24 protein-coding genes are annotated in these 24,784 nt (G+C 65.5%); 17 read left to right on the top strand and 7 right to left on the bottom strand.

Going from position 1 to position 24,784, the window contains the following annotated elements:
* Positions 1 to 106: 106 nt before the first annotated feature.
* Entirely contained in the window at positions 107 to 1,096 is a 990-nt protein-coding gene (locus ACZY0R_RS33625; protein WP_045240730.1) for a LysR family transcriptional regulator, read from the top strand.
* Between the two features lie 65 nt (positions 1,097 to 1,161).
* Here the strand turns inward: ACZY0R_RS33625 and fur are convergent, their stop codons facing one another.
* The gene (gene fur / locus ACZY0R_RS33620; RefSeq protein WP_045240729.1) at positions 1,162 to 1,593 is read right to left on the bottom strand and encodes a ferric iron uptake transcriptional regulator; all 432 of its coding nucleotides are present in this window, start codon (positions 1,591 to 1,593) and stop codon (positions 1,162 to 1,164) included.
* 199 nt (positions 1,594 to 1,792) lie between these two features.
* Between fur and ACZY0R_RS33615 the strand changes: the two genes are divergently transcribed.
* The 9 genes from ACZY0R_RS33615 to ACZY0R_RS33575 all read left to right on the top strand — a co-directional run bounded on the left by ACZY0R_RS33615 (position 1,793) and on the right by ACZY0R_RS33575 (position 11,717).
* Complete coding sequence (locus ACZY0R_RS33615; protein ID WP_488864573.1) at positions 1,793 to 2,425, top strand: outer membrane protein assembly factor BamE; 633 nt, start codon at positions 1,793 to 1,795, stop codon at positions 2,423 to 2,425.
* Positions 2,426 to 2,488: 63 nt separating this feature from the next.
* Entirely contained in the window at positions 2,489 to 3,286 is a 798-nt protein-coding gene (gene dapB, locus ACZY0R_RS33610) for a 4-hydroxy-tetrahydrodipicolinate reductase (RefSeq protein ID WP_045240727.1), read from the top strand.
* 145 nt (positions 3,287 to 3,431) lie between these two features.
* On the top strand, positions 3,432 to 6,056 hold the full coding sequence (gene leuS / locus ACZY0R_RS33605; protein ID WP_488864571.1) for a leucine--tRNA ligase: 2,625 nt from the start codon (positions 3,432 to 3,434) through the stop codon (positions 6,054 to 6,056).
* 35 nt (positions 6,057 to 6,091) lie between these two features.
* The gene (locus ACZY0R_RS33600) at positions 6,092 to 6,613 is read left to right on the top strand and encodes an LPS-assembly lipoprotein LptE (protein ID WP_488864569.1); all 522 of its coding nucleotides are present in this window, start codon (positions 6,092 to 6,094) and stop codon (positions 6,611 to 6,613) included.
* Between the two features lie 62 nt (positions 6,614 to 6,675).
* Entirely contained in the window at positions 6,676 to 7,716 is a 1,041-nt protein-coding gene (gene holA, locus ACZY0R_RS33595; RefSeq protein WP_488864567.1) for a DNA polymerase III subunit delta, read from the top strand.
* 110 nt (positions 7,717 to 7,826) lie between these two features.
* Positions 7,827 to 9,107, top strand: coding sequence for a glutamate-5-semialdehyde dehydrogenase (locus tag ACZY0R_RS33590; RefSeq protein WP_488864565.1), 1,281 nt, complete (start codon positions 7,827 to 7,829; stop codon positions 9,105 to 9,107).
* A 118-nt stretch (positions 9,108 to 9,225) separates the two neighbouring features.
* Complete coding sequence (locus tag ACZY0R_RS33585; RefSeq protein ID WP_441635125.1) at positions 9,226 to 9,648, top strand: CopD family protein; 423 nt, start codon at positions 9,226 to 9,228, stop codon at positions 9,646 to 9,648.
* Positions 9,649 to 9,756: 108 nt separating this feature from the next.
* A complete protein-coding gene (locus ACZY0R_RS33580) occupies positions 9,757 to 10,362 on the top strand; it encodes a 2-hydroxychromene-2-carboxylate isomerase (protein WP_488866323.1) in 606 nt (201 codons plus the stop codon).
* An 80-nt stretch (positions 10,363 to 10,442) separates the two neighbouring features.
* On the top strand, positions 10,443 to 11,717 hold the full coding sequence (locus ACZY0R_RS33575; RefSeq protein ID WP_488864562.1) for a THUMP domain-containing class I SAM-dependent RNA methyltransferase: 1,275 nt from the start codon (positions 10,443 to 10,445) through the stop codon (positions 11,715 to 11,717).
* A gap of 35 nt (positions 11,718 to 11,752) precedes the next feature.
* On the opposite strand, the gene ACZY0R_RS33570 is transcribed toward ACZY0R_RS33575, so the two are convergent.
* From ACZY0R_RS33570 to ACZY0R_RS33550, 5 genes are all read right to left on the bottom strand, one after another.
* Positions 11,753 to 12,799 carry a response regulator gene (locus ACZY0R_RS33570; protein ID WP_488864560.1) on the bottom strand — a complete coding sequence of 349 codons (1,047 nt, stop codon included), beginning with the start codon at positions 12,797 to 12,799 and terminating at the stop codon, positions 11,753 to 11,755.
* 296 nt (positions 12,800 to 13,095) lie between these two features.
* Entirely contained in the window at positions 13,096 to 14,550 is a 1,455-nt protein-coding gene (locus ACZY0R_RS33565; protein ID WP_488866321.1) for an NAD(P)(+) transhydrogenase (Re/Si-specific) subunit beta, read from the bottom strand.
* A 2-nt stretch (positions 14,551 to 14,552) separates the two neighbouring features.
* Positions 14,553 to 14,885: an NAD(P) transhydrogenase subunit alpha part 2 gene (locus ACZY0R_RS33560; protein WP_045240719.1), complete on the bottom strand. Its 333-nt coding sequence runs from the start codon at positions 14,883 to 14,885 to the stop codon at positions 14,553 to 14,555.
* Positions 14,886 to 15,115: 230 nt separating this feature from the next.
* Positions 15,116 to 15,478 (bottom strand): aspartate 1-decarboxylase, encoded by a 363-nt coding sequence (gene panD, locus ACZY0R_RS33555; protein WP_006157598.1) that lies wholly within the window; start codon positions 15,476 to 15,478, stop codon positions 15,116 to 15,118.
* A gap of 200 nt (positions 15,479 to 15,678) precedes the next feature.
* Complete coding sequence (locus ACZY0R_RS33550; RefSeq protein WP_488864557.1) at positions 15,679 to 16,800, bottom strand: Re/Si-specific NAD(P)(+) transhydrogenase subunit alpha; 1,122 nt, start codon at positions 16,798 to 16,800, stop codon at positions 15,679 to 15,681.
* 510 nt (positions 16,801 to 17,310) lie between these two features.
* On the opposite strand from ACZY0R_RS33550, the gene ACZY0R_RS33545 reads away from it, so the two are divergent.
* The 5 genes from ACZY0R_RS33545 (at position 17,311) to mnmA (ending at position 21,313) form a co-directional block, all read left to right on the top strand.
* Positions 17,311 to 18,123, top strand: a complete 813-nt coding sequence (locus tag ACZY0R_RS33545) for a TorF family putative porin (protein WP_488864555.1) — start codon at positions 17,311 to 17,313, stop codon at positions 18,121 to 18,123.
* Positions 18,124 to 18,258: 135 nt separating this feature from the next.
* Positions 18,259 to 18,669 carry a hypothetical protein gene (locus ACZY0R_RS33540; protein WP_488864553.1) on the top strand — a complete coding sequence of 137 codons (411 nt, stop codon included), beginning with the start codon at positions 18,259 to 18,261 and terminating at the stop codon, positions 18,667 to 18,669.
* Positions 18,656 to 19,630, top strand: coding sequence for a 4-hydroxy-tetrahydrodipicolinate synthase (gene dapA / locus ACZY0R_RS33535; RefSeq protein WP_488864551.1), 975 nt, complete (start codon positions 18,656 to 18,658; stop codon positions 19,628 to 19,630). Before ACZY0R_RS33540 ends, dapA begins: the two co-directional genes overlap by 14 nt.
* A gap of 88 nt (positions 19,631 to 19,718) precedes the next feature.
* Positions 19,719 to 20,222: an NUDIX hydrolase gene (locus tag ACZY0R_RS33530; RefSeq protein ID WP_200876766.1), complete on the top strand. Its 504-nt coding sequence runs from the start codon at positions 19,719 to 19,721 to the stop codon at positions 20,220 to 20,222.
* Positions 20,219 to 21,313 (top strand): tRNA 2-thiouridine(34) synthase MnmA, encoded by a 1,095-nt coding sequence (mnmA, locus tag ACZY0R_RS33525; protein ID WP_488864549.1) that lies wholly within the window; start codon positions 20,219 to 20,221, stop codon positions 21,311 to 21,313. Before ACZY0R_RS33530 ends, mnmA begins: the two co-directional genes overlap by 4 nt.
* Positions 21,314 to 21,383: 70 nt before the next feature.
* Here mnmA and ACZY0R_RS33520 read toward each other — a convergent pair whose 3' ends face one another.
* Positions 21,384 to 21,998 (bottom strand): glutathione S-transferase family protein, encoded by a 615-nt coding sequence (locus ACZY0R_RS33520; RefSeq protein WP_045237580.1) that lies wholly within the window; start codon positions 21,996 to 21,998, stop codon positions 21,384 to 21,386.
* 462 nt (positions 21,999 to 22,460) lie between these two features.
* Between ACZY0R_RS33520 and purB the strand changes: the two genes are divergently transcribed.
* Both purB and ACZY0R_RS33510 read left to right on the top strand, forming a co-directional pair.
* Entirely contained in the window at positions 22,461 to 23,837 is a 1,377-nt protein-coding gene (purB, locus tag ACZY0R_RS33515) for an adenylosuccinate lyase (RefSeq protein ID WP_035867515.1), read from the top strand.
* 293 nt (positions 23,838 to 24,130) lie between these two features.
* Positions 24,131 to 24,721 (top strand): cytochrome b, encoded by a 591-nt coding sequence (locus ACZY0R_RS33510; RefSeq protein ID WP_488864547.1) that lies wholly within the window; start codon positions 24,131 to 24,133, stop codon positions 24,719 to 24,721.
* Positions 24,722 to 24,784: the final 63 nt, after the last annotated feature.

The raw sequence follows: 24,784 nt of genomic DNA, 5'->3' as shown, positions 1-24,784 counted from the left end.
CCCGCCTTTGCTCTTACACTGCTAAAGTGCTAGAAAATACTGATTTGCAGTCAATGCAAGTGACGATCCAGTCATTCGCAATCTCTAATCCAACCTGGGCGAGATCATGGTGAATGTGGATACCAAGCTGCTCGTGATTTTTACCGAGTTGCTCAGCAAGCGAAACGCGACCTATGTCGCGGAAAAAATGCATATGACCGCGCCCGCGGTCTCGCATTCGCTGGGTCGCCTGCGCGAGATCTTTGACGATCCTCTCTTTATCCGCGTGCCGCACGGCCTGACGCCGACGCCGCGAGCCCTGGAACTGGGCCCGAAGATTCGCGACATGCTGGACCTGTGGTCCTCGATCAACGAGGGCGACGCCGATAACTTCGATCCCGCGGTAGCCACCGGCACCCTGAATATCGGCTTTGCCGCCGAACTGGGCGATACGGTCTTCAACCGCTTCATCCTGCGCATCAAGCAACTGGCGCCGGAACTGCATATCAAGCTGGTTGAATCGCATTCCTGGGAGTCGGATGTTGCCGCCATGCGCGGCAATGAGCTGGACCTGGCGTTCTCGCCGTTCCCGACCCGGCATCCTGAGATCGTGGAAGAGATGGTTACCTCGCTCAACCTCTGGGTTTGCGCGCGCAAGAACCATCCGGTGCTCAAGGGCACCTGCACGCTCGAGCAGTATCTCGATTGCGGCCATATCTTCATGGCGCACTCGGGCGGCAATGGCCGTCCGGCGCCGTCGCTGATCCCGCTCGACTACGCCCTGCAGCAGCGCGGACTGAAGCGCAATGCAACGCTGACGGTGCATTCCTGGCGCGCGCAATCCGAGCTGGCCGCGCAGACCGACATGATCTTCACGGTCAATGCGCTGACCAAGGACATGGCCTGCGAGACCTATGGGCTCAAGGCCTTCCCCTTGCCGGCCGAGCTCAATACCACGCTGGGCCTGAACATGTTCTGGCACCGCAGCCGCAACACCCACCCCATGCTGGTGTGGGCGCGCGGGCTGTTCCGTCAGGTCGTGGGCGAATTCGTCGGCGTGCCGGCCACCGCGCGCGGCCTGCATATCGTTGCCGAGCAGGACCGGCAGGAAACCTGAGATTGGCCTGAGAATAAAAAAACCGGCGCGAGCGCCGGTTTTTTTATGTTGCCGTGGCCAACGCGCTAACGCTTCGGGCGGTGCGAGCAGTCAGTCTTGGTGCAGTTGCCGTACAGCGACAGCGCGTGCTCCTGCAGCGCGAAGCCGCGTTCGCTAGCGATGCTTTGCTGGCGGCGCTCGATTTCGGAATCGTAGAATTCCTCCACGCGGCCGCAGTCGATGCACACGAGGTGGTCGTGGTGCTTGCCCTCGTTCAGTTCGAAGATGGCTTTGCCGGATTCAAAGTTGTTGCGCGACAGCAGTCCCGCCTGCTCGAATTGAGTCAGCACGCGATAGACGGTAGCGAGGCCGATGTCCATTTGTTCGTTGAGCAGGATGCGGTAGACATCTTCCGCGCTCAGGTGGCGCTGCTCGCTGGTCTGAAAGATCTCGAGGATCTTCAGGCGCGGTACGGTCGCTTTAAGACCGATATTTTTGAGGTCCGCCGGACTCGGCATGGGCGTGACTCCCTAGAGTACAATGTCTGGATAGTTGAATCATAAGGGTTTTGGCGGCAAAAGTCGCCCCGGCGGTTACCTGGGGTGCAGCCACCTGCCCTGGGCTGCGCTCGCGATGCTCTATCGCCGCAGCCGGCTCATGGTATACCCCGTTAGAGCCTGGATCGGCACTTTTCTCTCCCTTCTAGAAGCGAGATACATGCGTTCATTTCGTTCGTCCGCCATGCGTCCGACGCTGGTTACTACTGTGCTGGCTGCTGCCCTGCTAGCGGCAGCGTGCTCCACCTATGACAATACGTCGCGCAAGGTCGCCAACGCGATCACGCCGTACCGTATCAACATCGTGCAAGGCAACTTTGTCTCGCGCGAAGCCGCCGCGCAACTGCGCGAGGGCATGACGCGCGACCAGGTCAAGTTCCTGCTTGGCACGCCGCTGCTGACCGATGTGTTCCATGGCAACCGCTGGGACTACGTGTTCTCGTTCCGCCGTGGCAATACGCCGGTGGTGCAACAACGTCGCTATACGGTCTTCTTCGATGGCGACAAGCTCGTCAAGTTCGGCGGTGACGAGTTGCCGTCCGAATACGAGCTGATCGCCGAAATCGACGGTATGAAAGCGATGCAGGCAGGCAAAGCGGTGACGCCGAAGCCGCAAACCGATGCGCTCGCTCCGGCCTCCGAAGCCGCGGCAACCCCGGCCGCCCCCGTCGCGGCGGCTAACGAAGCCGCCGCGCCGGCCGATGCCGCCACCGCAACGGCGGCAGGCAAGTCCGTCGAGGAGGCCGCATCGTCGGCTGCCGCGGAAACCGGTGCTGCCAGCCCGACCCACTGACCCGTTTGGCCCGACAATGCCGGCCGCCCACGCGGCCGGCTTATTTTTGACTGCTGACACGCCATGAATATCGCCATCGCAGGTGCCTCCGGCCGCATGGGCCGCATGCTGATCGAACACGTACTCGCCACTGAAGGTGTGACCCTGTCTGGTGCGCTGGATGTGCCCGGCGCGCCGGCCCTGGGCCAGGATGCCGGGTTGCTGCTGGGCCGCACGACCGGCGTGACGATTACCGCCGACATCGAAGCCGCCCTCGCCGGGGCCGACTGCCTGATCGACTTCACCCGGCCGGAGGGCACGCTGGCGCACCTGGCGGTGGCGGCGCGTCTTGGCGTGAAGATGATCATCGGCACCACTGGCTTTGACGACGCCGGCCGCGCCGCCGTGGCCGAGGCTGCCAAGCGTATCGGCGTAGTGTTCGCCGCCAATATGAGCGTTGGCGTCAACGCCACCTTCAAGCTGCTGGAAGTGGCCGCCAAGCTGCTTTCATCGGGCTACGACATCGAAGTTATCGAAGCGCACCACCGTCACAAGGTGGACGCGCCGTCCGGCACGGCGCTGGCGATGGGCGAGGTGGTGGCCAAGGCACTGGGCCGCGACCTGAAGACCTGCGGCGTCTTTGCCCGCGAAGGCCATACCGGCCCGCGCGACCCCAACTCCATCGGCTTTGCCACCGTGCGCGGCGGCGACATCGTGGGCGACCACACCGTGATGTTCGCCGGCATTGGCGAGCGCATCGAGATCACGCACAAGTCCTCCAGCCGCCAGTCGTATGCCGACGGCGCGCTGCGCGCGGCGCGCTTCCTGGCCGACAAGCCCAGCGGCCTGTTCGACATGCAGGACGTACTGGGCCTGAAGTAAGGCGCCGGGTCCGTCCTGCGCCGTCAGCCCCGACGGTTATAATCGGCACTTTCGCCGTTCCAGCGCAGGCGGGCGCCGCAAGGCAGCCCGCCGCTTATCTTTTCCACGCTTTTCGCACGCCAACGCAGTTGCCGTTGTCCTGAATATGCAAGACAAATACCTTCCCTCAGCCGTTGAACAAGCCGCCCAGCAACACTGGCAAGCCATTGATGCCTACCGCGTATCGGAAGAGGCGAAGCTGGCCGACGGCAGCGAGAAGCCCAAGTTCTATGCATGCTCGATGTTGCCGTACCCGTCGGGCAAGCTGCATATGGGGCATGTGCGCAACTACACCATCAACGACGTGATGGCGCGCCACCTGCGCATGAACGGGCGCAACGTGCTGATGCCGATGGGCTGGGATGCGTTCGGCATGCCGGCGGAAAACGCCGCGCTCAACAACGGCGTGGCGCCGGCGGCCTGGACGTACGACAACATCGCCTACATGAAGCGCCAGATGCAGTCGATGGGCCTGGCCATCGACTGGTCGCGCGAGGTCGCCACCTGCAGCCCGGACTACTACCGCTGGAACCAGTGGCTGTTCCTCAAGATGCTGGAAAAGGGCATCGCCTATCGCAAGACCGGTACGGTGAACTGGGATCCGGTCGACCAGACCGTGCTGGCCAACGAGCAGGTCATCGACGGGCGCGGCTGGCGCTCGGGCGCGCTGGTTGAAAAGCGCGAGATCCCGATGTACTACCTGCGCATCACCGACTACGCCGAGGAACTGCTCGGCGATCTCGACAGCCTGGGCTGGCCCGAGCGCGTCAAGATCATGCAGCAGAACTGGATCGGAAAGAGCGTGGGCGTGCGCTTCGCCTTCCCGCATGCCATCGCCGGCGATGACGGCAAGCTGATCGGCGACGGCAAGCTCTACGTGTTCACCACGCGCGCGGACACCATCATGGGCGTGACCTTCTGCGCGGTCGCCGCCGAGCATCCGCTCGCCACCCATGCCGCCGCCACCAATCCCGAGCTGGCCGCCTTTATCGACGAGTGCAAGCACGGCTCGGTCATGGAAGCCGATATGGCGACCATGGAAAAGAAGGGCATGCCCACCGGCCTGAAGGTGGTGCACCCCATCACCGGCGAGCAGGTCGAGGTGTGGGTCGGCAACTATGTGCTGATGAGCTATGGCGACGGCGCCGTGATGGGCGTGCCCGCGCATGACGAACGCGACTTTGCCTTCGCCAACAAGTACGGCCTGCCGATCAGGCAAGTCGTCGACGTCAAGGGCCAGGCCTTCTCGACCGAAGCCTGGCAGGAATGGTACGGCGACAAGGAGCACGGCACCTGTATCCATAGCGGCAAGTACGACGGCCTCGGCTACCAGGCGGCGGTGGAAGCCATTGCCGCGGACCTCGGCGCCAAGGGCCTGGGCGAGAAGAAGATCACCTGGCGCCTGCGCGACTGGGGCATCTCGCGCCAGCGCTACTGGGGCACGCCGATCCCGCTGATCCATTGCGAGGACTGCGGCGTGGTGCCGGTGCCCGAGCAGGACCTGCCGGTGGTGCTGCCCGAGGACCTGGTGCCGGACGGCACCGGCAACCCGCTGGCCAAGGATCCGCGTTTTCTCGCATGCACCTGCCCGTCGTGCGGCAAGCCGGCGCGCCGCGAGACCGACACCATGGATACCTTCATCGATTCGTGCTGGTATTACATGCGCTATACCTGCCCGGACGCGGCCACCATGGTCGACGGCCGCAACGATTACTGGATGCCGATGGACCAGTACATCGGCGGCATCGAACACGCGATTCTCCACCTGCTGTACGCCCGCTTCTGGACCAAGGTCATGCGCGACATGGGCCTGGTCACGTTCAATGAGCCGTTCACCAACCTGCTCACGCAGGGCATGGTGCTCAATGACACGTACTACCGCGAAGACGCGGCCGGCAAGAAGACCTGGTACAACCCGGCCGAGGTCGAGGTCAGCACCGATGAGCGCGGCCGTCCGCTGGGCGCCGTCCTCAAGGCCGACGGCCAGCCGGTGGTGATCGGCGGTGTCGAGAAAATGTCGAAGTCCAAGAACAACGGCATCGACCCGCAGGCGCTGATCGACCAGTACGGCGCCGACACCGCGCGCCTGTTCGTCATGTTCGCCGCGCCGCCCGAGCAGCAGCTCGAGTGGAGCGGCTCGGGCGTGGAAGGCGCTTCGCGCTTCCTGCGCCGCGTGTGGAACTACGGTTATGCCAATGCCGAGGCGATTGCCGCGGCCGGCAATGCCGCGCCGTCGGGCGACGCCGATGGCGCGCTGCGCCGCGAGATCCACGGCGTGCTCAAGCAGGCCAACTACGACTACCAGCGCATCCAGTACAACACCGTGGTGTCCGCCACCATGAAGATGCTCAACGCGCTGGAGGACGCCAAGCAGGCTTCCCCGGCTGCGCGCCGCGAATGCTTTGGCATCCTGCTGCGCGTGCTGTACCCGGTGGTGCCGCACGTGACCCACGGGCTGTGGCAGGAACTCGGCTACGCCACGCAGTACGGCGACATGCTCGACGCCGCCTGGCCGCAGGTCGATGAAGCCGCGCTGGTGCGCAGCGAGCTCGAACTGGTGCTGCAGGTCAACGGCAAGGTGCGCGGCAGCCTGACGGTGCCGGCGGATGCCGATCGTGCCGCCATCGAGGCCATGGCCGCCGCCAGCGAGATCGTTGCCAAGTTCGCCAACGACGCCGCGCCGAAGAAGATCGTGGTGGTCCCGGGCCGCCTCGTCAACGTGGTGCTTTAAAGAGCGCTGACCAAGCCTACAAGGGAGCTGCCCATATGGATGGACAGAAGCTGGATCGACCGAGGCAGGGCCGCCGCAAGGTCCTGGCCGCGCTGCTGGCGGCCGGCCTGCTGGGCGGCTGCGGCTTTCACATGCGCGGCAATGCGGATTTTGCTTTCAAGCGGCTTTACCTGAGCATTCCGGCCAATACGCTGATGGGCTCCGATCTGCGCCGCGCCATCCGCAACGGCTCGGACACGCAGATCGTGTCTGATCCGAAAGAAGCGGATGCCTTGCTCGATGTGCTGCAGGACACGCGTACCAAGACAGTGTTGTCGATCACCACTGCCGGCGTGGTGCGCGAATACCGCCTGACGCAGCGCTTCACCTTCCGCTTGCGCGATGCCGCGGGCCAGGAGCTGATCGCGCCTTCGCAGCTGGTGCTCACGCGTGACCTGACCTACAACGAAGCTAACGCGCTGGCCAAGGATTACGAAGAGCAGCAGCTCTACCGCGATATGCAGCGCGATATCGTGCAACAGCTGATTCGCCGGCTGAGCGCGGTCAAGACGATCTGAGCCGCGCGCAAGCGCCGGCCCGAGAACCAGACACGGCAAGGACAGAGGAACAAGCGCACCGCATGCAGCTCAAGCTCGACGGACTCGAAGCGCACCTGCGCACGGCCAAGGGACGCGGCCTGGCGCCGCTCTACGTGGTGCATGGCGACGAGCACCTACTGGTGCTGGAGGCGGTCGACCGCCTGCGCCAGGTGGCGCGTGAGTCCGGCTTCACGGAGCGCGAAGTGCTGTCGTCCGAGCGTGGCTTCAACTGGGGCCAGGTGGTCCAGGCGCAGCAATCGATGTCGCTGTTCGGCGACCGCAAGATTGTCGAATTGCGGATTCCCTCCGGCAAGCCCGGCAAGGACGGTGGCGAGGCGCTGCGCGCCGTGGCCGCTCATCCCTCGCCGGACGTGGTCATGCTGATCACGCTGCCGCGGCTGGATTTCGCCACGGCGAAATCGGCCTGGTTCCAGGCGCTGGACGCCGCCGGGGTGTCAATCAAGGTCGATTCCATCGACCGCAGCCGGCTGCCGGCCTGGGTCGGCGAGCGGCTCGCGCTGCAGCAGCAGCGCGTTGAGCCCGGCGAGCCGGGGCGCAGGGCGCTGCAGTTCATCGCCGACAAGGTCGAAGGCAACCTGCTGGCCGCCCACCAGGAAATCCAGAAGCTTGGCTTGCTCTATCCCGCCGGCTCGCTGACCTTCGAGCAGGTGCACGATGCGGTGCTCAATGTGGCCCGCTATGACGTCTTCAAGCTCTCCGAAGCCATGCTCGGCGGCGACGTGCCGCGGCTGGTGCGCATGCTGGAAGGGCTGCGCGGGGAGGGCGAAGCCACGGTGCTGGTGCTGTGGGCGCTGACCGAGGAAATTCGCGTATTATCCAAGGTCCGGCAAGGGTTGGCGGCAGGCAAGCCGAGCGCCGTCCTGATGCGCGAGCTGCGTGTCTGGGGCGTGCGCGAGAAGCTGGTGCCGCAGGCCGCGCAGCGCCTCTCGCTGGCGCAGCTCGAATCCGCGCTGGGGATGGCCGCCAAACTGGACCGGCAGGTCAAGGGCCTGCGCGCCGAAGGCATGCCGGCCGAACCCTGGGATGGCCTGCTGCAACTGGCGCTGACCATCGCCAGGTAAGCGGCGGCGCGGCGGTGCGCGACGGTTCGCATCTTCCTGCATGGCAGGATATTGCCAGCCGTTGCCGACAAGAAACCAAGCATTGAGGGCCGGATCGCCTGGCCAGGAATATGAACGAGCTCGATCTCACGCAGTACATGGACCGCGTTGGCCAGCAGGCCCGCGCTGCCTCGCGCGCCATGGCGCGCGCCTCCACGGCCGACAAGAATCGCGCGTTGCTGACCATCGCCGCCGCCATCCGTCGCGACGCCGCCCACCTGAAGACGGTTAACGCCGGCGATGTAGAGCGTGCCCGCGCCAACGGCCAGGACGCTGCCTTCATCGACCGCCTGACGCTGTCTGACAAGGCCATCGACACCATGGCCGCCGGCCTCGAGCAGATCGCCGCGCTGGCGGACCCGATCGGCGAGATCAGCAATATGAAATTCCGCCCCACCGGCATCCAGGTGGGACAGATGCGCGTGCCGCTGGGCGTGATCGGCATCATCTACGAGTCGCGTCCCAACGTGACCATCGATGCCGCCGCGCTCTGCCTGAAGTCGGGCAACGCCACCATCCTGCGCGGCGGTTCCGAAGCCATCGACTCCAACACCGCGCTGGCCGCCCTGGTGGCCGAGGGCCTGGCCGCCGCCGGCCTGCCGCCCGAAGCGGTGCAGGTGATCTCGACCACCGACCGAGCCGCCGTGGGCCGGCTCATCACCATGACCGAATACGTCGACGTGATCGTGCCGCGTGGCGGCAAGAGCCTGATCGCACGGCTGATGGAAGAAGCCCGGGTGCCGATGATCAAGCACCTGGACGGTATCTGCCACGTCTTCATCGATACCGCCGCCGACCTGGAAAAGGCGGTGCGCATCTGCGACAACGCCAAGACCCAGCGCTACGCACCGTGCAATACCATGGAGACGCTGCTGGTCGCGCGCGATATCGCGGCCGCGGCACTGCCGCCGCTGTGCCACATCTACCAGGAAAAAGGCGTGGAGCTGCGCGTCTGCGCCGCCACCCGCGCCACGCTAGAGGCCGCCGGCTTCGCCGGCCTGGTCGATGCCACCGAGGAAGACTGGCGGCTCGAATACCTGGCCCCCGTGCTGGCGATCCGCACCGTGGCGGGGCTCGATGAGGCGATTGCGCACATCAATACCTACGGCTCGGCGCACACCGATTCCATCGTCACCGAGAACTACAGCGCCGGCATGCGGTTCCTGCGCGAGGTCGACTCGGCCAGCGTGATGATCAATGCATCGACCCGCTTTGCCGACGGCTTCGAATACGGCCTGGGCGCCGAAATCGGCATCTCCAACGACAAGCTGCACGCGCGCGGCCCGGTTGGCCTGGAAGGCCTGACCTCGCTGAAATACGTGGTGTTCGGGCACGGCGAGATCCGTACCTGAGCGGGCAAGGGCAGGGCTGGCCATGCGGCTGGTCCCGGCCCGCCGCCGGCGATCGCTGGCGGCTTCCGTTTCGCATACCCACCGTTCCCGCGGGAACCCAACCACAAAAGAACGCCTGATGCTCTGGGTCAAAGCGCTGCACATCGTCTTCGTCGTTTCCTGGTTCGCCGGCTTGTTCTACCTGCCCCGCATCTTCGTCAACCTCGCCATGGAGCGCGAGCCTGCCGGCGTGCAGCGCCTCCTGCTGATGGCACGCAAGCTCTACCGTTTCATGACCATGCTGGCGGTGCCCGCGCTGGTGTTCGGGCTGTGGCTATATGTCGGCTACGGCATCGGGCGTGGTCCGGGCCAGGGCTGGATGCACGCCAAGCTGGCGCTGGTGCTGGTGCTGATCGGCTATCACCATGGCTGTGGCGTGTTGCTGAAGAAGTTCGAGGGCGGCCGCAATACGCGTTCGCACACCTTCTATCGCTGGTTCAATGAGTTGCCGGTGCTGGTCTTGCTGGCGGTGGTGATCCTGGTGGTGGTCAAGCCGTTCTGACGGGCGCCGGCCGGCAGGTTCCGGCGTTTTTCCCATATCGTATCCACTTCGTATTCCCCCGCGTTCCAGGCGCCGTTGTCTCGCCCCACACCCCGTCCAGAGGACATGATGAGCAAGCAGGTCGACTATTACCTCACCCCGCAATCGCCTTTCGTCTACCTTGGCCACGAGCGCTTCGCCGCAATCGCGGCCAGGCATGGCGCGCAGGTCAATCTCAAGCCCTGCGATCTGGGCCGCGTGTTCTCCGTCTCGGGCGGCTTGCCGCTGGCGCAGCGGCCGCCGCAGCGCCAGGCCTACCGCCTGATCGAACTGGCCCGCTGGAGCGAGTTCCTGGGCGTGCCGCTCAATCCGCAGCCGACCTTTTTCCCGGTCTCCGGCGACGCCGCCAGCAAGCTGCTGATCGCCGTGCAACTGGCGCACGGCACTACCCGCGCGATGGAACTGGTTGGCGTCATCGGCCGCGCGCTGTGGGCCGAGCAACGCAATATCGCCGATGCCGCCACGCTGGCCCAGCTGGCCGACGGCATCGGGCTGGATGGCGCGGCGCTGCTCAAGGCGAGCGATGCCCAGGCAGTGCAGGCCGCTTATACGCAGCACACGCAGGATGCGATTTCCGCTGGCGCGTTCGGCGCGCCGTGGTACGTTTATGAGGGCCAGCCCTACTGGGGCCAGGACCGTCTCGACTTCCTCGATCGCGCGCTCGCGGCGAGCTGAAGTCCCGGGCGCGGTACACTGCGCGCTATCCGACCCCGTCCGCCACGGCGGACGTTTTTGTTTGCAGGAATTCCCAAGCCATGTCCCAAGCCTTTTTTGCCTCCTGCCCGCGCGGTCTTGAGAGCGCACTCGCCGAAGAGTTGCACGAGATCGCGGCGCGGCCCGGACTGGCCAAGCTCGCACCCATCCAGGTCCATCGCGAAATGCCGGGTGGCGTCACTTTCTCCGGCGAGATGGCCGCGGCCTACGCCGTCAACCTGCACTCGCGCATTGCTAGCCGGGTGCTGATGCGGGTGGCCAACCGGGGCTACCGGCGCGAAGACGATATCTACGACCTGGTGCGCGCCCAGCGCTGGGATCAGTGGTTTTCGCCGGACGAGACGCTGCGGGTGGACGTTACGTCGCATCGCTCGCCACTGCAGAGCCTGAACTTTATCGCGCTGCGGATCAAGGATGGTGTTTGCGATACCATGCGCGTGCGCCTGGGCGAGCGTCCCAGCGTGGACACCGTGAGTCCGGACGTGCGGATCTATGCCCACCTGACGGAGCATGACTGCACGCTGTATCTCGACACTTCGGGCGATCCGCTGTTCAAGCGGGGCTGGCGCCTGGAGAAAGGCGAGGCGCCGCTGAAGGAAAACCTGGCCGCCGGCATCCTGCGCCTGGCCGGCTGGGTGCCCGGCCAGACCGAACGCCCGTTCTACGATCCCATGTGCGGCAGCGGCACCTTCCTGGTGGAGGCCGCCCAGGTGGCACTGGGCCTGGCGCCCGGCGCGGCCCGCGGCTTTGGCTTCGAGCGCCTCAAGGGGGCCGACATCAAGACCTGGAATGCGTTGAAAGCGGCCGCGCGGGAAGACGAGGAGGCGGCGCGCAAACGCGTGGCGTCCGAGCCCCTGGAGATCGCGGGCAGCGATATTTCCACCGACATGTTGTCCATGTCGCAGGCCAACTGGGAACGCGCCGGCTTGCCGGGCGAGGTACGCCTGAAGCAGGTGGATGCGCGTTTCGCGCAACCGCCGTTCGTTGCCTCCGGCCTGCTGCTGATGAACCCGCCCTATGGCGAGCGGATCGCGGTACGGGGAGAACGCCGCCGGCCCCTGGACGAAGCGCCGGTCGATGAGATCGACGACGAGGCCGCCAACCAGTTCGCCAGCGCCTTCGCCACCACGCTCAAGCAGCATTTCGCGGGCTGGCAGGCGTGGGTGTTTACGGGGGACCTGTCGCTGCCGCGCCGGCTGCGGCTCAAGGAATCGCGCCGTACGCCGCTCTACAACGGCAATATCGAGTGCCGGCTGTTCCGTTTCGACATGGTGCGGGGCGGCAACCGCAACGCGCCGGCCCAGCCTTCGGCCTGACGAGCGCGGGACCGGAGAGCGAGGCGCTCCGCTCCCTAGCGCGGCGCGCGTCCGGTCACGCGTTCGGGGTGGCGGGCGAAGTCCTCCAGGAAGCTCTGGAAGCTGACCACCGGTTCCTGCAGCAAATGGCGCGGCAGGTCGAACAGCGCGTAGAAATAGTCCTCGCGGCCTTCGCATTGCTCGGCCGGCAGGCAGTATTGCTCCCAGTCGATGCAGGCCGGGGTGTACATGCCGTTGCCGGGCCAGAAGAAGGGCACGATGCGGCCCTCGCGCAGCCCTTCGATCAGGGCCGCCGGTGCATCGTAGGCTTCCGCGGATTCCACCTGGTTGATCAGTCCGGCGCGTGTCTCGATCACCATCAGCGTGGCCTGGCCCTGTGCCGTCAGCATCAGGATACCGGCCGGGTTGGGGTAAAGGTAGTACTCGACAAAGCCGTAGCGCGCAGTGATCTGCCGCACGCGCTCGCAGATCGCCGGATCGGACAGGAAGGAAAACGAGTGGCGCGTCAGCAGGTCGCGCAGCGTGCGCGAGAGGGTGGCGAAATACTGCTGCTGGAGCGCGTCGATCTCCTGGTCCAGCCGCTCCACCATATTGCTGTCGTGTTTCTTGACGTAGCGGTCGATCAGGCCGTGGTTGAAACCCTGCACGGCTATACCCTCGTCGGCAGTGCCGGTTAGCAGGATGGTCTTGCACGGCAGGTCCTGCAGGGCCTGGCAGAACTCAAGTCCGTTCATCTGCGGCATCGAATAATCCACCACGATCACGCCCGGCTGCACAAAGCGATTGAGGTCGTGGATCTGCCGGTAGATGCGGTCGATGTCGAGCTGCACGGTGCGCCGCTCGGTCAGGAAGGTCAGGTCGTCATGCGTCACCCGTACCGGCAGGAAGCCGGTGAAGCGTGTGGTGTAGGTATCGCGGATCCATTGCAGCGCCTCGCGCGGATCGGTGAAGGTGACCACCGGCCGCGACGGATCCATCTGGAAGGCCAGGCTGTCGATAAACGATTTGCTGTCGTCGACAAGCACCGTGAGGATCGGGTGATGGAAGACCGACAGATTCCTGTCCTGGGGGTTGAATGTCATGTTGCTTTCGGCTCCGGTGTCGGCGGACACGGCGGGCGGATGGTTTGGCGCGGCTGGAGATCCGGTTCGGCAAGGCCGGGGACGGATCGGTTCGGGGCGGCCCACCGCGCTGGACTACACCTGGCCCTGTTCGGATGACCGGCGTGCGTGCCATGGCCGGCGACCGGAAATCAGTATAGCGTGCCAGCGCTTCCATGCAACCGGCATGCGGTGGGGCATAAAAAAAGGCGCGACTGTGTCGCGCCGGGGTGACGGCGGAGACAGGCGCGGGCCCGTCTCCGTCCATTTCGGCTGGCTTACTCGACGGCCTTGCCCATGTCCTCGACGACCTTCTTGGCGTCGCCGAACACCATCATGGTCTTGTCCATGTAGAACAGTTCATTGTCCAGGCCCGCGTAGCCCGCGGCCATCGAACGCTTGTTCACGATGATGGTCTTGGCCTTGTAGGCTTCCAGGATCGGCATGCCGGCGATCGGCGAGGCGGGATCGGTCTTGGCGGCCGGGTTCACCACGTCGTTGGCGCCCAGCACCAGCACCACATCGGCCTGGCCGAACTCGCTGTTGATGTCTTCCATTTCGAAGACCTGGTCGTAAGGGACCTCGGCCTCGGCCAGCAGCACATTCATATGGCCCGGCATGCGGCCGGCCACGGGGTGGATGGCGTACTTCACCGTCACCCCCTTCTCGACCAGTTTCTCGGTCAGTTCCTTGAGCGCATGCTGCGCGCGCGCCACCGCCAGGCCGTAGCCCGGCACGATGATCACGGTCTCGGCATTGCCCATCAGGAAGGCCGCGTCGTCGGCCGAGCCGGACTTCACGTTGCGCTGCGCCTGGCCGCCGGCAGCGGCCGCCGCGGGCGCCCCGCCAAAGCCGCCGAGCAGCACGTTGAAGAACGAGCGGTTCATCGCCTTGCACATGATGTACGAGAGGATGGCACCGGAGGAGCCCACCAGCGAGCCGGCAATGATCAGCATCGGGTTGTTGAGCGAGAAGCCGATACCGGCGGCCGCCCAGCCCGAGTACGAGTTCAGCATCGACACCACCACCGGCATGTCGGCGCCGCCGATCGGGATGATGATCAGCACGCCCAGCACGAAGGCGATCGCCAGCATCAGCAGGAACGGAATCCAGTCCTGCGACAGGCAGAAGATGATGCCGAAGCCGATCATCGCCACCGCCAGCAGCAGGTTCAGCAGATGCTGCCCGGCGAAGGACACCGGCGCGCCCTGGAACAGGCGGAACTTGTACTTGCCCGACAGCTTGCCGAAGGCAATCACCGAACCGGAGAAGGTGATGGCGCCGACGAAGCAGCCGATGAACAGCTCGATGCGGTTGCCAAACGGGATATCGTGCGAGCCCGGCGGCGTGATGCTGAATGCCGACGGCTCGGCCACCACGGCCACCGCGATGCAGACCGCGGCCATACCGATCAGCGAGTGCATGGCGGCCACCAGTTCGGGCATCTTGGTCATCTCGACCTTTCTTGCCACGTAGGCGCCGATGCCGCCGCCAACCACCAGCGCACCGAAGATCAGCGCCATGCCTTCGGCGACCGACGACTGGCCCGCACCGATGGCCAGGAACTCGCTCTTGAGCTTGGCGATCAGCACCAGCGTGGTCACCGCCGCGATGGCCATGCCGATCATGCCAAAGGCATTGCCGCGCCGCGCGGAGCTGGGATGCGACAGGCCCTTGAGCGCCTGGATGAAACACACCGAGGCCAGCAGATAGAGCAGGGTGACGAGGTTCATGCTCACTTGGCGCCCTCCTCATGGCCCTTGCCGGCCTTGGCCTTGGGTTCTTTCTTCTTGAACATCTCCAGCATGCGCTGCGTCACCAGGAAGCCGCCGAACACATTGACTGCGGCGAGCGCCACCGCCAGCGTGCCCATGGTGCGGCCCACCGGGCCCTCGGTCAGGCCGGCCGCCAGCATGGCGCCGACGATGATGATGGCCGAGATTGCATTGGTCACCGCCATCAGCGGGGTGTGCAGGGCGGGCGTGACCGTCCAGACCACGTGGTACCCCACGTAGATCGCCAGCACGAAGATGATCAGGTTGATCACCGTGTGGTTCACCATTTCCATCGACTTCTCCTCCGTTGCTTGAATGCCTTGCTGCGCGGTTATCCCGTGTTCTTTTGCCTGGCCAGGCGCCTGTGAGCGCCTATTGCATCGATGCCCCGCCTGGTGCCGCGTTGTCGTCTTTCGCCTGGGTACCTTCACCCCAGGGGCGACGGCACGGCTGAATCTGTAAATGGCATGCCGGATGCGGGCATCGCACCGGCGTTGGCTCCCGGCGCGATGTCCTCATCCGCTTACACCTTCTTGATTTCCTTGATGGCGTTGTTGTCGTCCACCAGGATGATCTTCGGCTTGTAGGTGGCGATCTCTTCGTCGCTCATCGGCGCGTAGGTGCAGATGATGAGATGGTCGCCCAGGTGCGCGCGCCGCGCGGCCGCACCGTTGAGCGAGATCTCGCCGCTGCCGCGGACGCCCTTGATGATGTAGGTGGAGAAACGCTCGCCATTGTTGACGTTGTACAGCTCGATTTTCTCGAACTCCTTCATGTCGGCCGCTTCGAGCAGGTTCTCGTCGATGCCGCATGATCCCTCGTAGTTGAGGTCCGCCTGTGTCACGGTGACACGATGGAGCTTGGCGCGGAGCATGATGCGTTGCATGGGTGATACGTCCTTGGTTGATGCTGGATGAGCTTGCAGGAAAGCCCTTGGAGTTGAGTCCTGATGGGCCACTTGGAATGGTTCCGGGGTCTGGGTACCGGCCGTAGTGGCCGATAGCAGCAGGCGCGCTACCGTGCACCTGGCCGGAACCGCCTGGCACCATTCTAAAGCGACCGGGCCCCGGCGGGCCCGCTGCCGCTTCAGGATGCGCCGCGGACCACCTGGCCGTCCCTGCACATCAGGCAGGCGGCGACGATGTCGTCCTCCAGGTTCAGCGTGAACTGGCCTTCCTTGTCGATGACGAGCTTGAGGAAGTCGAGCACGTTGCGCGCATAGAGCGCCGATGCGTCGGCCGCCACCATGCTGGCCAGGTTGGTGTGCCCGATCAGCGTGACGCCGTGGCGCTCCACCACCTCGTCGGCCACTGTCAGCGGGCAGTTGCCGCCCTGCGCCGCGGCGAGGTCGACCACCACCGAGCCCGGCTTCATCGCCTGCACCGTCTCTTCCTTGAGCAGCACCGGCGCCTGGCGGCCTGGGATCAGCGCGGTAGTGATGACGATGTCGGCGGCCTTGGCGCGCTCGTGCACCAGTTCGGCCTGGCGCCGCATCCAGTCGGGCGGCATGGGGCGGGCATAGCCGCCCACGCCCTGCGCGATCTCGCGCTCTTCGTCGGTGACGAAGGGCACATCGAGGAATTTGGCGCCCAGCGATTCGATCTGCTCCTTGACGGCGGGACGCACGTCGGAGGCTTCGATGACCGCGCCCAGCCGCTTGGCGGTGGCGATGGCCTGCAGGCCGGCCACGCCGGCGCCGAGGATCAGCACGCGCGCCGCCTTGACGGTGCCGGCGGCGGTCATCAGCATCGGCATGAAGCGCTGGTAGTGGTGGGCGGCGACCAGCACGGCCTTGTAGCCGGCAATATTGGCCTGGGAGGAGAGCACGTCCATGCTCTGCGCGCGCGTCGTGCGCGGCGCGGCTTCCAGCGCGAAGGCCGTCAGCGAGGCGCGCGCCATGCGTACATTGTTCTCTGCGTCGAAGGGATTGAGCATGCCGATCAGCGCGGCGCCCGGCTTCATCAGCGCGAGCTCGGCATCGTCGGGGGCGCGGACCTTGAGCACCAGTTGCGCGCCGAGTGCCTGGGCCGCGGTGCCAATGGTGGCGCCGACCGCCTCATAGGCCGAGTCTGGCTGGCTGGCACGCACGCCAGCGCCCGACTGGACAATGACCTGATGGCCCTGGGTCACGTATTTCTTGACCGTCTCCGGGGTGGCGGCGACACGAGTCTCACCTGCCCGCGTCTCCTGCGGGATGCCGATGTGCATCGTCAATTTCTCCTTTTGCTGGCGTCTTTGAGGCGCTGTCAAAATGATTCTGGCGATGCGGCGAGACTTGTCGTACGACGTGTACGGCAAGGCAACGCGCCTGACCAGAACCGATTCATTTCATTCTGACAATGCCGCTGATCTGCTTTAGCGGGCTGACGTCCTCGGCCCTTGTGTCCTGTCATGCGGACGGCCAGGGCCGAACGCAGCGCACAATTTTTTCGCAGCTTACAGGAATCTGACGCTTCGTGGTGACTGGCCGGTCGGCTTTTGCGCAACAGCACGGCCAACGCATGGCGGCTATCGGGGCGGTGCATGACCGGTGTCCCCAGGTCCGCGCGCGCCGGCGGCCTCGCGTGGATTTTTACGTCATCCCTTGGCGCACTGCTGCTTTCTTGACACCGATTTGAGACGCGACCCCGTACTGTTCCGGTCGTCGCGCGGCCATCGCTGGCGCGAGCGTTCGCTGATTTCCACCGATCGATGTCTTACCTTTCAGACAAGTTATCCATGACTGCCTTTCGCCTTGGCGCTTCACGCGCCTGCGCCGTTTCCCTCGCTGCTTCCCTTTCCGGCGCCGCGCTCATGCTGGCTGCCCCCGCATTTGCCCAGAGCGCGCCGGATGCGGCGGCCGCCGAAGCCTCGCCGCACACCATCACCGCCAACGTGACGCTGGCCAGCGAGTATCGCTACCGCGGCCTGATGCAGACCAACCGCCGTCCGGCCATCCAGGGCGGGTTCGACTACACGCATTCGAGCGGCTTCTACCTGGGCAACTGGAACTCGAGCATCAGCTGGCTGGGCGACAGCAATCCGGAAGTCTCGGCGCCGATCGAGATGGACTTCTACGGCGGCTTCAAGAACACGGTGACGCTGGGTGGCCTGGAGTGGAACTACGACGTCGGCGTGCTGCAGTACTACTACCCGGGCGACTACCCGAGCGGCTTTACGCGCCCGTACACCACGGAAGTGTATGTCGGCGCCGGCTACGGTCCTGTGTTCTTCAAGTATTCGCAGGCGCTGACCAACCTGTTCGGATTCGCCGACAGCAAGTACAGCTACTACGCCGACCTGTCGGCCAATGTGCCGCTGAATTTCTGGGACCTGACGCTGAATGCCCACGTGGGCTACCAGAACGTGAAACACGTGAACAGCGCCTCGTACACGGACTGGAAGCTGGGGCTGACCAAGGACCTGGGCAAAGGCTTCGCACTGGCGATCGCCTATCTCGACACCAATGCCCACAACTCGGTCTACACCAATACGTCCGGCCGATATGTCGGCAAGGCGACCGCCTGGGCTTCGATCACCAAGACGTTCTGAGCAGGACGCCGCCGCCTTGCCATCTTGATGACATTTTGATGGCGCCGGCGGCGAATACTGCATCAACTTGAGGCCGCCCTGCCTAGCATGGATCCATCTCCAACAGACGACCCGCCCAACGCGGGTCCCGCTCAAATGCGACAGTCGAGCCTTGCCGTGGCCTTTGCTTCCGTGCCGCGCCGCCGTCTTTCCCGTGCCCAATCCCGCAGCGAATCCCGCACCGGACGCCTCCCCGCATCCGGCATCGAAGCTGCGCCGGCCACCGCGCCGGGGACGGCCGTGGACATCGCGCACAGCTGGATCCGGCTGCGGCTGGCGGTGGCGTCGGGCCAGGTCTTCGCGCTGCGCCAGTCGCTGCACCGCGCGATCGGCCAGCTTGCGCGCATCTACGTGGTCGAAGTGGACCATCGCCATGGCGAGACCACGCTGCATGTGGAAGTCGAGCGCGGTGGCCGCGATGCCGCCATGCACGCCATCATGATGGCTTTGCCGGCTGCCGAGTTCGGTGTCACGACGATGCTGGGGCAAGACCATGCAGCGCATTGACACCAGCGGGGCTTCGCGCGAAGACAGCGCCGTCGCGCGGGCGGGTTTTGCGCCGGCGCAGCGCGAGAAGTCCCCCGCGGCGCTGTGGCTGCCGCTGGTCACGCCGATGCAGGGCGGCGAGCTGGACCTGCCGGGCGCGCAGCGCCTGGCCGCGCACTATGTGGCAAGTGGCGTGGACGGGCTGGTCATCTTGGGCACGACCGGGGAGGGCGCACTGCTCTCCCCGGCGGAGCGGCTGACGCTTACCGCCGCGGTACTGGAGGCGGTGGACGGCACGGTGCCCGTGCTGGCCGGTGCCGGCGCCGTAGATACCCGCGCCGTCTGCGAGCAGGTGCGCCAGCTCGACCGCTTCGACCTGGCTGGCTACCTGGTGCCGCCGCCGTACTACCTGCGGCCGGGCGACGAAGGCATCGCCTGGCATTTCGAGCGCGTGGCGGACGCGACCTGGCGGCCGCTGATGCTGTACAACGTGCCCAAGCGCACGGGTTGCTCGCTGTCCCCGGCACTGGTGCGGCGGCTGGCGCTGCATCCACGCATCGTGGCGGTCAAGGAGTGCGATGCCACCGGGCTGCGTGAACTGGCGGGCAACGACCTGCTCGCCGTGTTCTGTGGCGAAGACGCGGCCATGCTCGACCACCTGCTGGCCGGCGGCGACGGCGTGGTGCCGGCTTGCGCGCATGTCCGCCCGGATTTGTTCGTGCGCCTGCTGCGGCTGGTGGCGGCAGGCTGCCACGAAGCCGCGCGTGCGCTGTTCGCGCGGCTGGCGCCGCTGATCTCGCTGCTGTTCTCCGAGCCCAATCCGGTGCCGGTCAAGGCGGCATTGGCCTTGTGCGGCCTAATCGGCTCTGAAGTCAGGCGGCCGCTGGCGCCAGCCAGCCGGGCGTTGCGCGAACAGCTCGACCGGGCGATCGCTTCGCTGCCGCCGGCGGAGGCAGCGAAGCGCACTTTGCTATTGGCTTAGTGACGGAGCGGCCGCCGCGGCCGGGTGGCGCGGATGCGCGAAAGGGCGGCAACCGGTAGAATGCCGGATTGCCTAAAATTTGTGCATCATGTCACACGACTGGAATGCCAGCGTCACGGTCGCCGCGGTTATCGAGCGCGGCGGCCGCTTCCTGCTGGTGGAAGAAGAAACCCCCGATGGCCTGCGGCTGAACCAGCCCGCCGGCCATCTCGATCCGGGCGAGAGCCTGATCCACGCCGTCATCCGCGAAACGCTGGAAGAAACCGCGCACACCTTTGAGCCGCGCGCGCTGCTGGGCTGCTATACCGCCCGCGCGCATTCGGCCGGCACGACGGCGCGACCGGGTGGCGACATCACCTATGTGCGCTTTGCCTTTACCGGCGAACTGGGCGCGCTCGATGCCGGGCGCCAGCTCGACGTGGGCATCGTGCGCACGGTGTGGATGAGCGCCGATGAGATCCGTGCCTGTCCCGATCGGCATCGCACGCCGCTGCTGATGGCCTGCATCGATGACTACCTGGCGGGCAAGCGCTTCGCGCTCGACGCGCTTTACACCCATCCCTCGGTGGTGGCCGGCGGGGCGCGGCCATGAGCGCGGGCAAGCGCGTGGTGGTGGGCATGTCGGGCGGGGTGGATTCCTCGGTGACGGCGTGGCTGCTCAAGCAGCAGGGCTACGAGGTGATCGGCCTGTTCATGAAGAACTGGGAAGACGACGACGACGGCGAGTACTGTTCGACCCGGCAGGACTGGCTGGACGTGGTGTCGGTGGCCGACCTGATCGGCGTCGATGTGGAAGCCGTCAATTTCGCCGCCGAGTACAAGGATCGCGTCTTCGCCGATTTTCTGCGCGAATACTCGGCGGGCCGCACGCCGAACCCCGACGTGCTCTGCAATGCCGAGATCAAGTTCAAGGCCTTCCTGGACCATGCCATGTCGTTGGGCGCGGACACCATCGCCACCGGCCACTACGCGCGCGTGCGCGAAGTGGCGGCAGGGGCGGGCGGGAGCCGGTTCGAACTGCTCAAGGCCTTCGACCACACCAAGGACCAGAGCTACTTCCTGCACCGGCTGAACCAGGCGCAGTTGTCGCGCACGCTGTTCCCGCTGGGCGAGATGCCCAAGACGCGGGTGCGCGAGATCGCCGCCGAGATCGGCCTGCCCAATGCGAAGAAGAAAGACTCCACCGGCATCTGCTTTATCGGCGAGCGGCCTTTCCGCGACTTCCTCAACCGCTACCTGCCGACCAGGCCGGGCCCGATGATGACACCCGACGGCAAGGAAGTCGGCCAGCATATCGGCCTGGCTTTCTACACGCTGGGGCAGCGCAAGGGCATCGGCCTGGGTGGCAGCCGCACCGGCAATGGCGACGCCTGGTACGTGGCGCGCAAGGATATGGCCAGCAATACGCTGTATGTGGTGCAGGGCCACGAGCATCCGTGGCTGCTCACGCCCACGCTTGATGCGGCCGACCTGTCATGGGTGGCGGGCGAGGGCCCGGCGGCCGGCACCACGTTGTCGGCCAAGTCGCGCTATCGCCAGAGCGACGCTCCGTGCACGGTGACGGCGTCCACCGGCGAGGCACTGCAACTGACCTTCGCGCAGGCGCAGTGGGCGGTCACGCCGGGCCAGTCCGCCGTGCTGTACGACGGCGACATCTGCCTGGGCGGCGGCATCATCCAGTGATGCGCGGCGCCGCCAGGGCATGAAAAAACCGGCCATCTGGCCGGTTTTTTCATGGGCAGCCCGGAACGGCTCAGCCGCGCGGCGGCTCGGTGTCGATAAACGACTGGCGCTTGCCGAGCTTGTCCTGGTACACCGCGAGACGCGGGTGGCGCTCGCGCCAGGCGATGTCCGGGAAGCGGAAGTCGAGATACGACAACGCGCAACCCACGGCCACGTCGGCCAGCGAGTAATGGTTGCCCGAACACCAGGGCCGGTCGGCCAGGCCGTCGGCGATGGCGGCCACCGCGGCGTCGATCTTGCCGAGCTGGCGCTTGACCCAGCGCTCGCTGCGCTGCTCGGGCTCGCGCTGGGTGTGTTCCAGGCGCGCCAGCAGGGCGGCATCGAGCAGGCCGTCGGCCAGCGCTTCCCAGCAGCGTACCTCGACGCGTTCGCGCCCGGCCTGCGGAATCATCCGGCTGACCGGCGTCAGCGTGTCGACATACTCGACGATCACGCGCGAATCGAAAATCGCGCCGCCGTCTTCCATGACCAGACACGGTACCTTGCCCAGCGGATTGAACTGGCCGATGGTGGTATCCGGCGACCACACGTCCACCTCGACCATCTGGTAGTCGATCTTCTTTTCCGCCATCACCACGCGCACCTTGCGCGCGTAAGGGCTGGTTTGCGATGCATACAGCTTCATGGACTCCCCTCGAGCTTGTTATGAAGTGCATCGGTGCTCCAGGCACGGCGGCCACGCCGGAGCGTCCGGCCGGCATGCCCGATGCACTTCATAACAGGCTAGCGGATCGGCGAGCGCGAGTATACCCGTGCCCCGCCCCGGATGTGCCCCGGGCGGGCGCCGCAGTGTCGTGGTGCCGATACGCGCGGGGTGGCCGGGCCCGCGAACGCGTCCACAGAAGGACAGCCACGATGGTAAAATGCCCGCTTTCCGCCGCGCTGCCAGTCGGTTGGCGCGCCTGATTAGTCTCTTTTCGTGCCGCTTCGGTATCGTTTCGGTGCTTTTTCACCTCTTTTGATCCGTTCCGGTCTTGTCGCTGACCGCTTCGGCTCGCCAGGGGTGGCGCCAGGCCACGTGCCCGCGCAATTTGCCCGCCCGGCCACGCTAGCGTAACCAGTTCCCCTATCCCTCCGGTCTCCCAGCATGTCTTCTTCCTCGCTTTCTCCGCTCACCGCCCTGTCCCCCATCGATGGCCGCTACGCCTCCAAGGCCGATGCGCTGCGCGAGTGGCTCTCGGAAGCTGCCTTCATGCGCAACCGCGTCAAGGTCGAAGTGCACTGGCTGATCGCGCTGTCGCAAGCCGGCCTGCCGGATATGCCCAAGTTCTCGCCGGCATCCGAAGCGGCCCTGCTGGCCCTGGTGGACAATTTCACCGAAGCCCATGCGTCGCGCATCAAGGAGATCGAGGCGGTCACCAACCATGACGTGAAGGCCGTGGAGTACTGGCTCAAGGAGCAGGTCAAGGGCAACGCCGAGCTGGAAGCCGCCAGCGAATTCATCCATTTCGCCTGCACCTCGGAAGATATCAACAATACCTCGCACGGCATGATGCTCAAGGGCGCCCGCGAAGGCGTGATCCTGCCGGCGCTGCAGCGCGTGCACGCGCGCCTGGTGGAACTGGCCCACGCCAACGCCCGCCAGCCGATGCTGTCGCGCACCCACGGCCAGCCGGCCAGCCCGACCACGCTGGGCAAGGAAATGGCCAATGTGGCGGCGCGCCTGGCGCGTGCCATCGAACGCATCCAGCGCGTGGAACTGCTGGGCAAGATGAACGGCGCGGTGGGCAACTACAACGCGCACCTGTCGGCGTATCCGGCCTTCGACTGGGAAGCTTTCTCGAAGCAAGTGATCGAGACCCGCCTGGGCCTGACCTTCAATCCCTACACCATCCAGATCGAGCCGCACGACTACATGGCCGAGCTGTTCGACGCCATCGCCCGCGCCAACACCATCCTGCTGGACCTGAACCGCGACATCTGGGGCTATATCTCGCTGGGCTACTTCAAGCAGCGCACCAAGGCTGGCGAAATCGGCTCGTCGACCATGCCGCACAAGGTCAACCCGATCGACTTCGAGAACTCCGAAGGCAACCTGGGCCTGGCCAATGCGGTGCTTCGCCACCTGTCGGAAAAGCTGCCGCTGTCGCGCTGGCAGCGCGATCTGACCGATTCCACGGTGCTGCGCAACATGGGCGTGGCCTTTGGCTACAGCCTGCTGGCCTACGAGGCCTGCCTGCGCGGCCTGGGCAAGCTGGAAACCAACCCCGAGCGCCTGGACGAAGACCTCGACAACTGCTGGGAAGTGCTGGCCGAGCCGGTCCAGACCGTGATGCGCCGCTTCGGCGTGCCCAACCCCTACGAGCAGCTCAAGGAGCTGACGCGCGGCAAGGGCATCTCGCGCGAGGCGCTGCAGACCTTCATCGGCGGCCTGGCGATTCCCGACGATGCCAAGAAGCTGCTGCTGGAAATGACCCCGGCCAGCTATATCGGCCGCGCGGTGAGCCTCGCCGAGCGGGTGTGATCTTCCCGGCGTGGGCGGTCCGAGCGTTTCGGATCGCACCATGCCGGCAGGTACGTTGCAAAAAAGCCACCCCATGGGTGGTTTTTTGTTGCACGCCCGGCATGCGCACGGGCGGGCAGGCGCCGCGTCCTGGCTGCGACGAAATGTCACTTCAAACCATTTGAATGATTCCATGAATTTCAGACCGTTCCGCAACACGCCGGGCGCACAATAATGCGAGAATTCAACGGCACGCATGATTGCCGTTCAGTAAAAGTTTATGAAACGCCCGCATAGGGCAGGGGTCTTCTTCCATGCATTCCCAAGCCAAAGCCGGTGCCCACACCGGCACCGCTCCAGGGCCGTCATCGGCGTCCGCTTATGGCGCGACCGCGATCGGCCTGCACTGGATCATCGCCTTGCTGATCTTTGCCGCCTTCGGGCTGGGCTTGTACATGACCAGCATCCCGGGCCTGTCGATGCTCAAGCTCAAGCTGTTTTCGTGGCACAAGTGGATCGGCGTGACGGTATTCGCCTTTGCCGTGCTGCGCGTGCTCTGGCGCGCCACGCACCGCGCCCCGGCTCCGGCAGCCGGCACCCCGGCCTGGCAGGCCAAGGCGGCCAACGCCGCCCACGTGCTGCTGTACGTGCTGATCGTGGTGGTGCCGGTTACCGGCTACCTGTACAGCTCAGCTTCAGGCGTTCCCGTGGTCTACCTTGGCATCTGGCAACTGCCCGCGTTGCTCGAGAAAAACGATGAGCTCAAGGAAATCCTGAAGCTGGCGCATATCTGGCTGAACTACCTGTTGGCCGTCATCGTCGTAGTCCATGCGGCCGCCGCCCTCAAGCATCAGTTCATCGAACGCGACGGTACACTGGCGCGCATGCTGCCGTTCCTCAAATAGGGCAAGGCGGGGCCCCGTCCCGTTTCTCCGCTCTGACTGACCATTGACCGAGGGCCGCACGGC

The sequence above is a fragment of the Cupriavidus sp. F041 genome, from assembly GCF_057814235.1.
This window is presented reverse-complemented; position numbering and strand designations above follow the sequence as displayed.

Excerpts from the sequence above, each read along its gene's own strand:
- ACZY0R_RS33625 (WP_045240730.1), top strand. The coding sequence starts at position 107 with ATGGTGAATGTGGATACCAAGCTGCTCGTGATTTTTACCGAGTTGCTC.
- fur (WP_045240729.1), bottom strand. The coding sequence starts at position 1,593 with ATGCCGAGTCCGGCGGACCTCAAAAATATCGGTCTTAAAGCGACCGTA.
- ACZY0R_RS33615 (WP_488864573.1), top strand. The coding sequence starts at position 1,793 with ATGCGTTCATTTCGTTCGTCCGCCATGCGTCCGACGCTGGTTACTACT.
- dapB (WP_045240727.1), top strand. The coding sequence starts at position 2,489 with ATGAATATCGCCATCGCAGGTGCCTCCGGCCGCATGGGCCGCATGCTG.
- leuS (WP_488864571.1), top strand. The coding sequence starts at position 3,432 with ATGCAAGACAAATACCTTCCCTCAGCCGTTGAACAAGCCGCCCAGCAA.
- ACZY0R_RS33600 (WP_488864569.1), top strand. The coding sequence starts at position 6,092 with ATGGATGGACAGAAGCTGGATCGACCGAGGCAGGGCCGCCGCAAGGTC.
- holA (WP_488864567.1), top strand. The coding sequence starts at position 6,676 with ATGCAGCTCAAGCTCGACGGACTCGAAGCGCACCTGCGCACGGCCAAG.
- ACZY0R_RS33590 (WP_488864565.1), top strand. The coding sequence starts at position 7,827 with ATGAACGAGCTCGATCTCACGCAGTACATGGACCGCGTTGGCCAGCAG.
- ACZY0R_RS33585 (WP_441635125.1), top strand. The coding sequence starts at position 9,226 with ATGCTCTGGGTCAAAGCGCTGCACATCGTCTTCGTCGTTTCCTGGTTC.
- ACZY0R_RS33580 (WP_488866323.1), top strand. The coding sequence starts at position 9,757 with ATGAGCAAGCAGGTCGACTATTACCTCACCCCGCAATCGCCTTTCGTC.
- ACZY0R_RS33575 (WP_488864562.1), top strand. The coding sequence starts at position 10,443 with ATGTCCCAAGCCTTTTTTGCCTCCTGCCCGCGCGGTCTTGAGAGCGCA.
- ACZY0R_RS33570 (WP_488864560.1), bottom strand. The coding sequence starts at position 12,799 with ATGACATTCAACCCCCAGGACAGGAATCTGTCGGTCTTCCATCACCCG.
- ACZY0R_RS33565 (WP_488866321.1), bottom strand. The coding sequence starts at position 14,550 with ATGAACCTCGTCACCCTGCTCTATCTGCTGGCCTCGGTGTGTTTCATC.
- ACZY0R_RS33560 (WP_045240719.1), bottom strand. The coding sequence starts at position 14,885 with ATGGAAATGGTGAACCACACGGTGATCAACCTGATCATCTTCGTGCTG.
- panD (WP_006157598.1), bottom strand. The coding sequence starts at position 15,478 with ATGCAACGCATCATGCTCCGCGCCAAGCTCCATCGTGTCACCGTGACA.
- ACZY0R_RS33550 (WP_488864557.1), bottom strand. The coding sequence starts at position 16,800 with ATGCACATCGGCATCCCGCAGGAGACGCGGGCAGGTGAGACTCGTGTC.
- ACZY0R_RS33545 (WP_488864555.1), top strand. The coding sequence starts at position 17,311 with ATGACTGCCTTTCGCCTTGGCGCTTCACGCGCCTGCGCCGTTTCCCTC.
- ACZY0R_RS33540 (WP_488864553.1), top strand. The coding sequence starts at position 18,259 with ATGCGACAGTCGAGCCTTGCCGTGGCCTTTGCTTCCGTGCCGCGCCGC.
- dapA (WP_488864551.1), top strand. The coding sequence starts at position 18,656 with ATGCAGCGCATTGACACCAGCGGGGCTTCGCGCGAAGACAGCGCCGTC.
- ACZY0R_RS33530 (WP_200876766.1), top strand. The coding sequence starts at position 19,719 with ATGTCACACGACTGGAATGCCAGCGTCACGGTCGCCGCGGTTATCGAG.
- mnmA (WP_488864549.1), top strand. The coding sequence starts at position 20,219 with ATGAGCGCGGGCAAGCGCGTGGTGGTGGGCATGTCGGGCGGGGTGGAT.
- ACZY0R_RS33520 (WP_045237580.1), bottom strand. The coding sequence starts at position 21,998 with ATGAAGCTGTATGCATCGCAAACCAGCCCTTACGCGCGCAAGGTGCGC.
- purB (WP_035867515.1), top strand. The coding sequence starts at position 22,461 with ATGTCTTCTTCCTCGCTTTCTCCGCTCACCGCCCTGTCCCCCATCGAT.
- ACZY0R_RS33510 (WP_488864547.1), top strand. The coding sequence starts at position 24,131 with ATGCATTCCCAAGCCAAAGCCGGTGCCCACACCGGCACCGCTCCAGGG.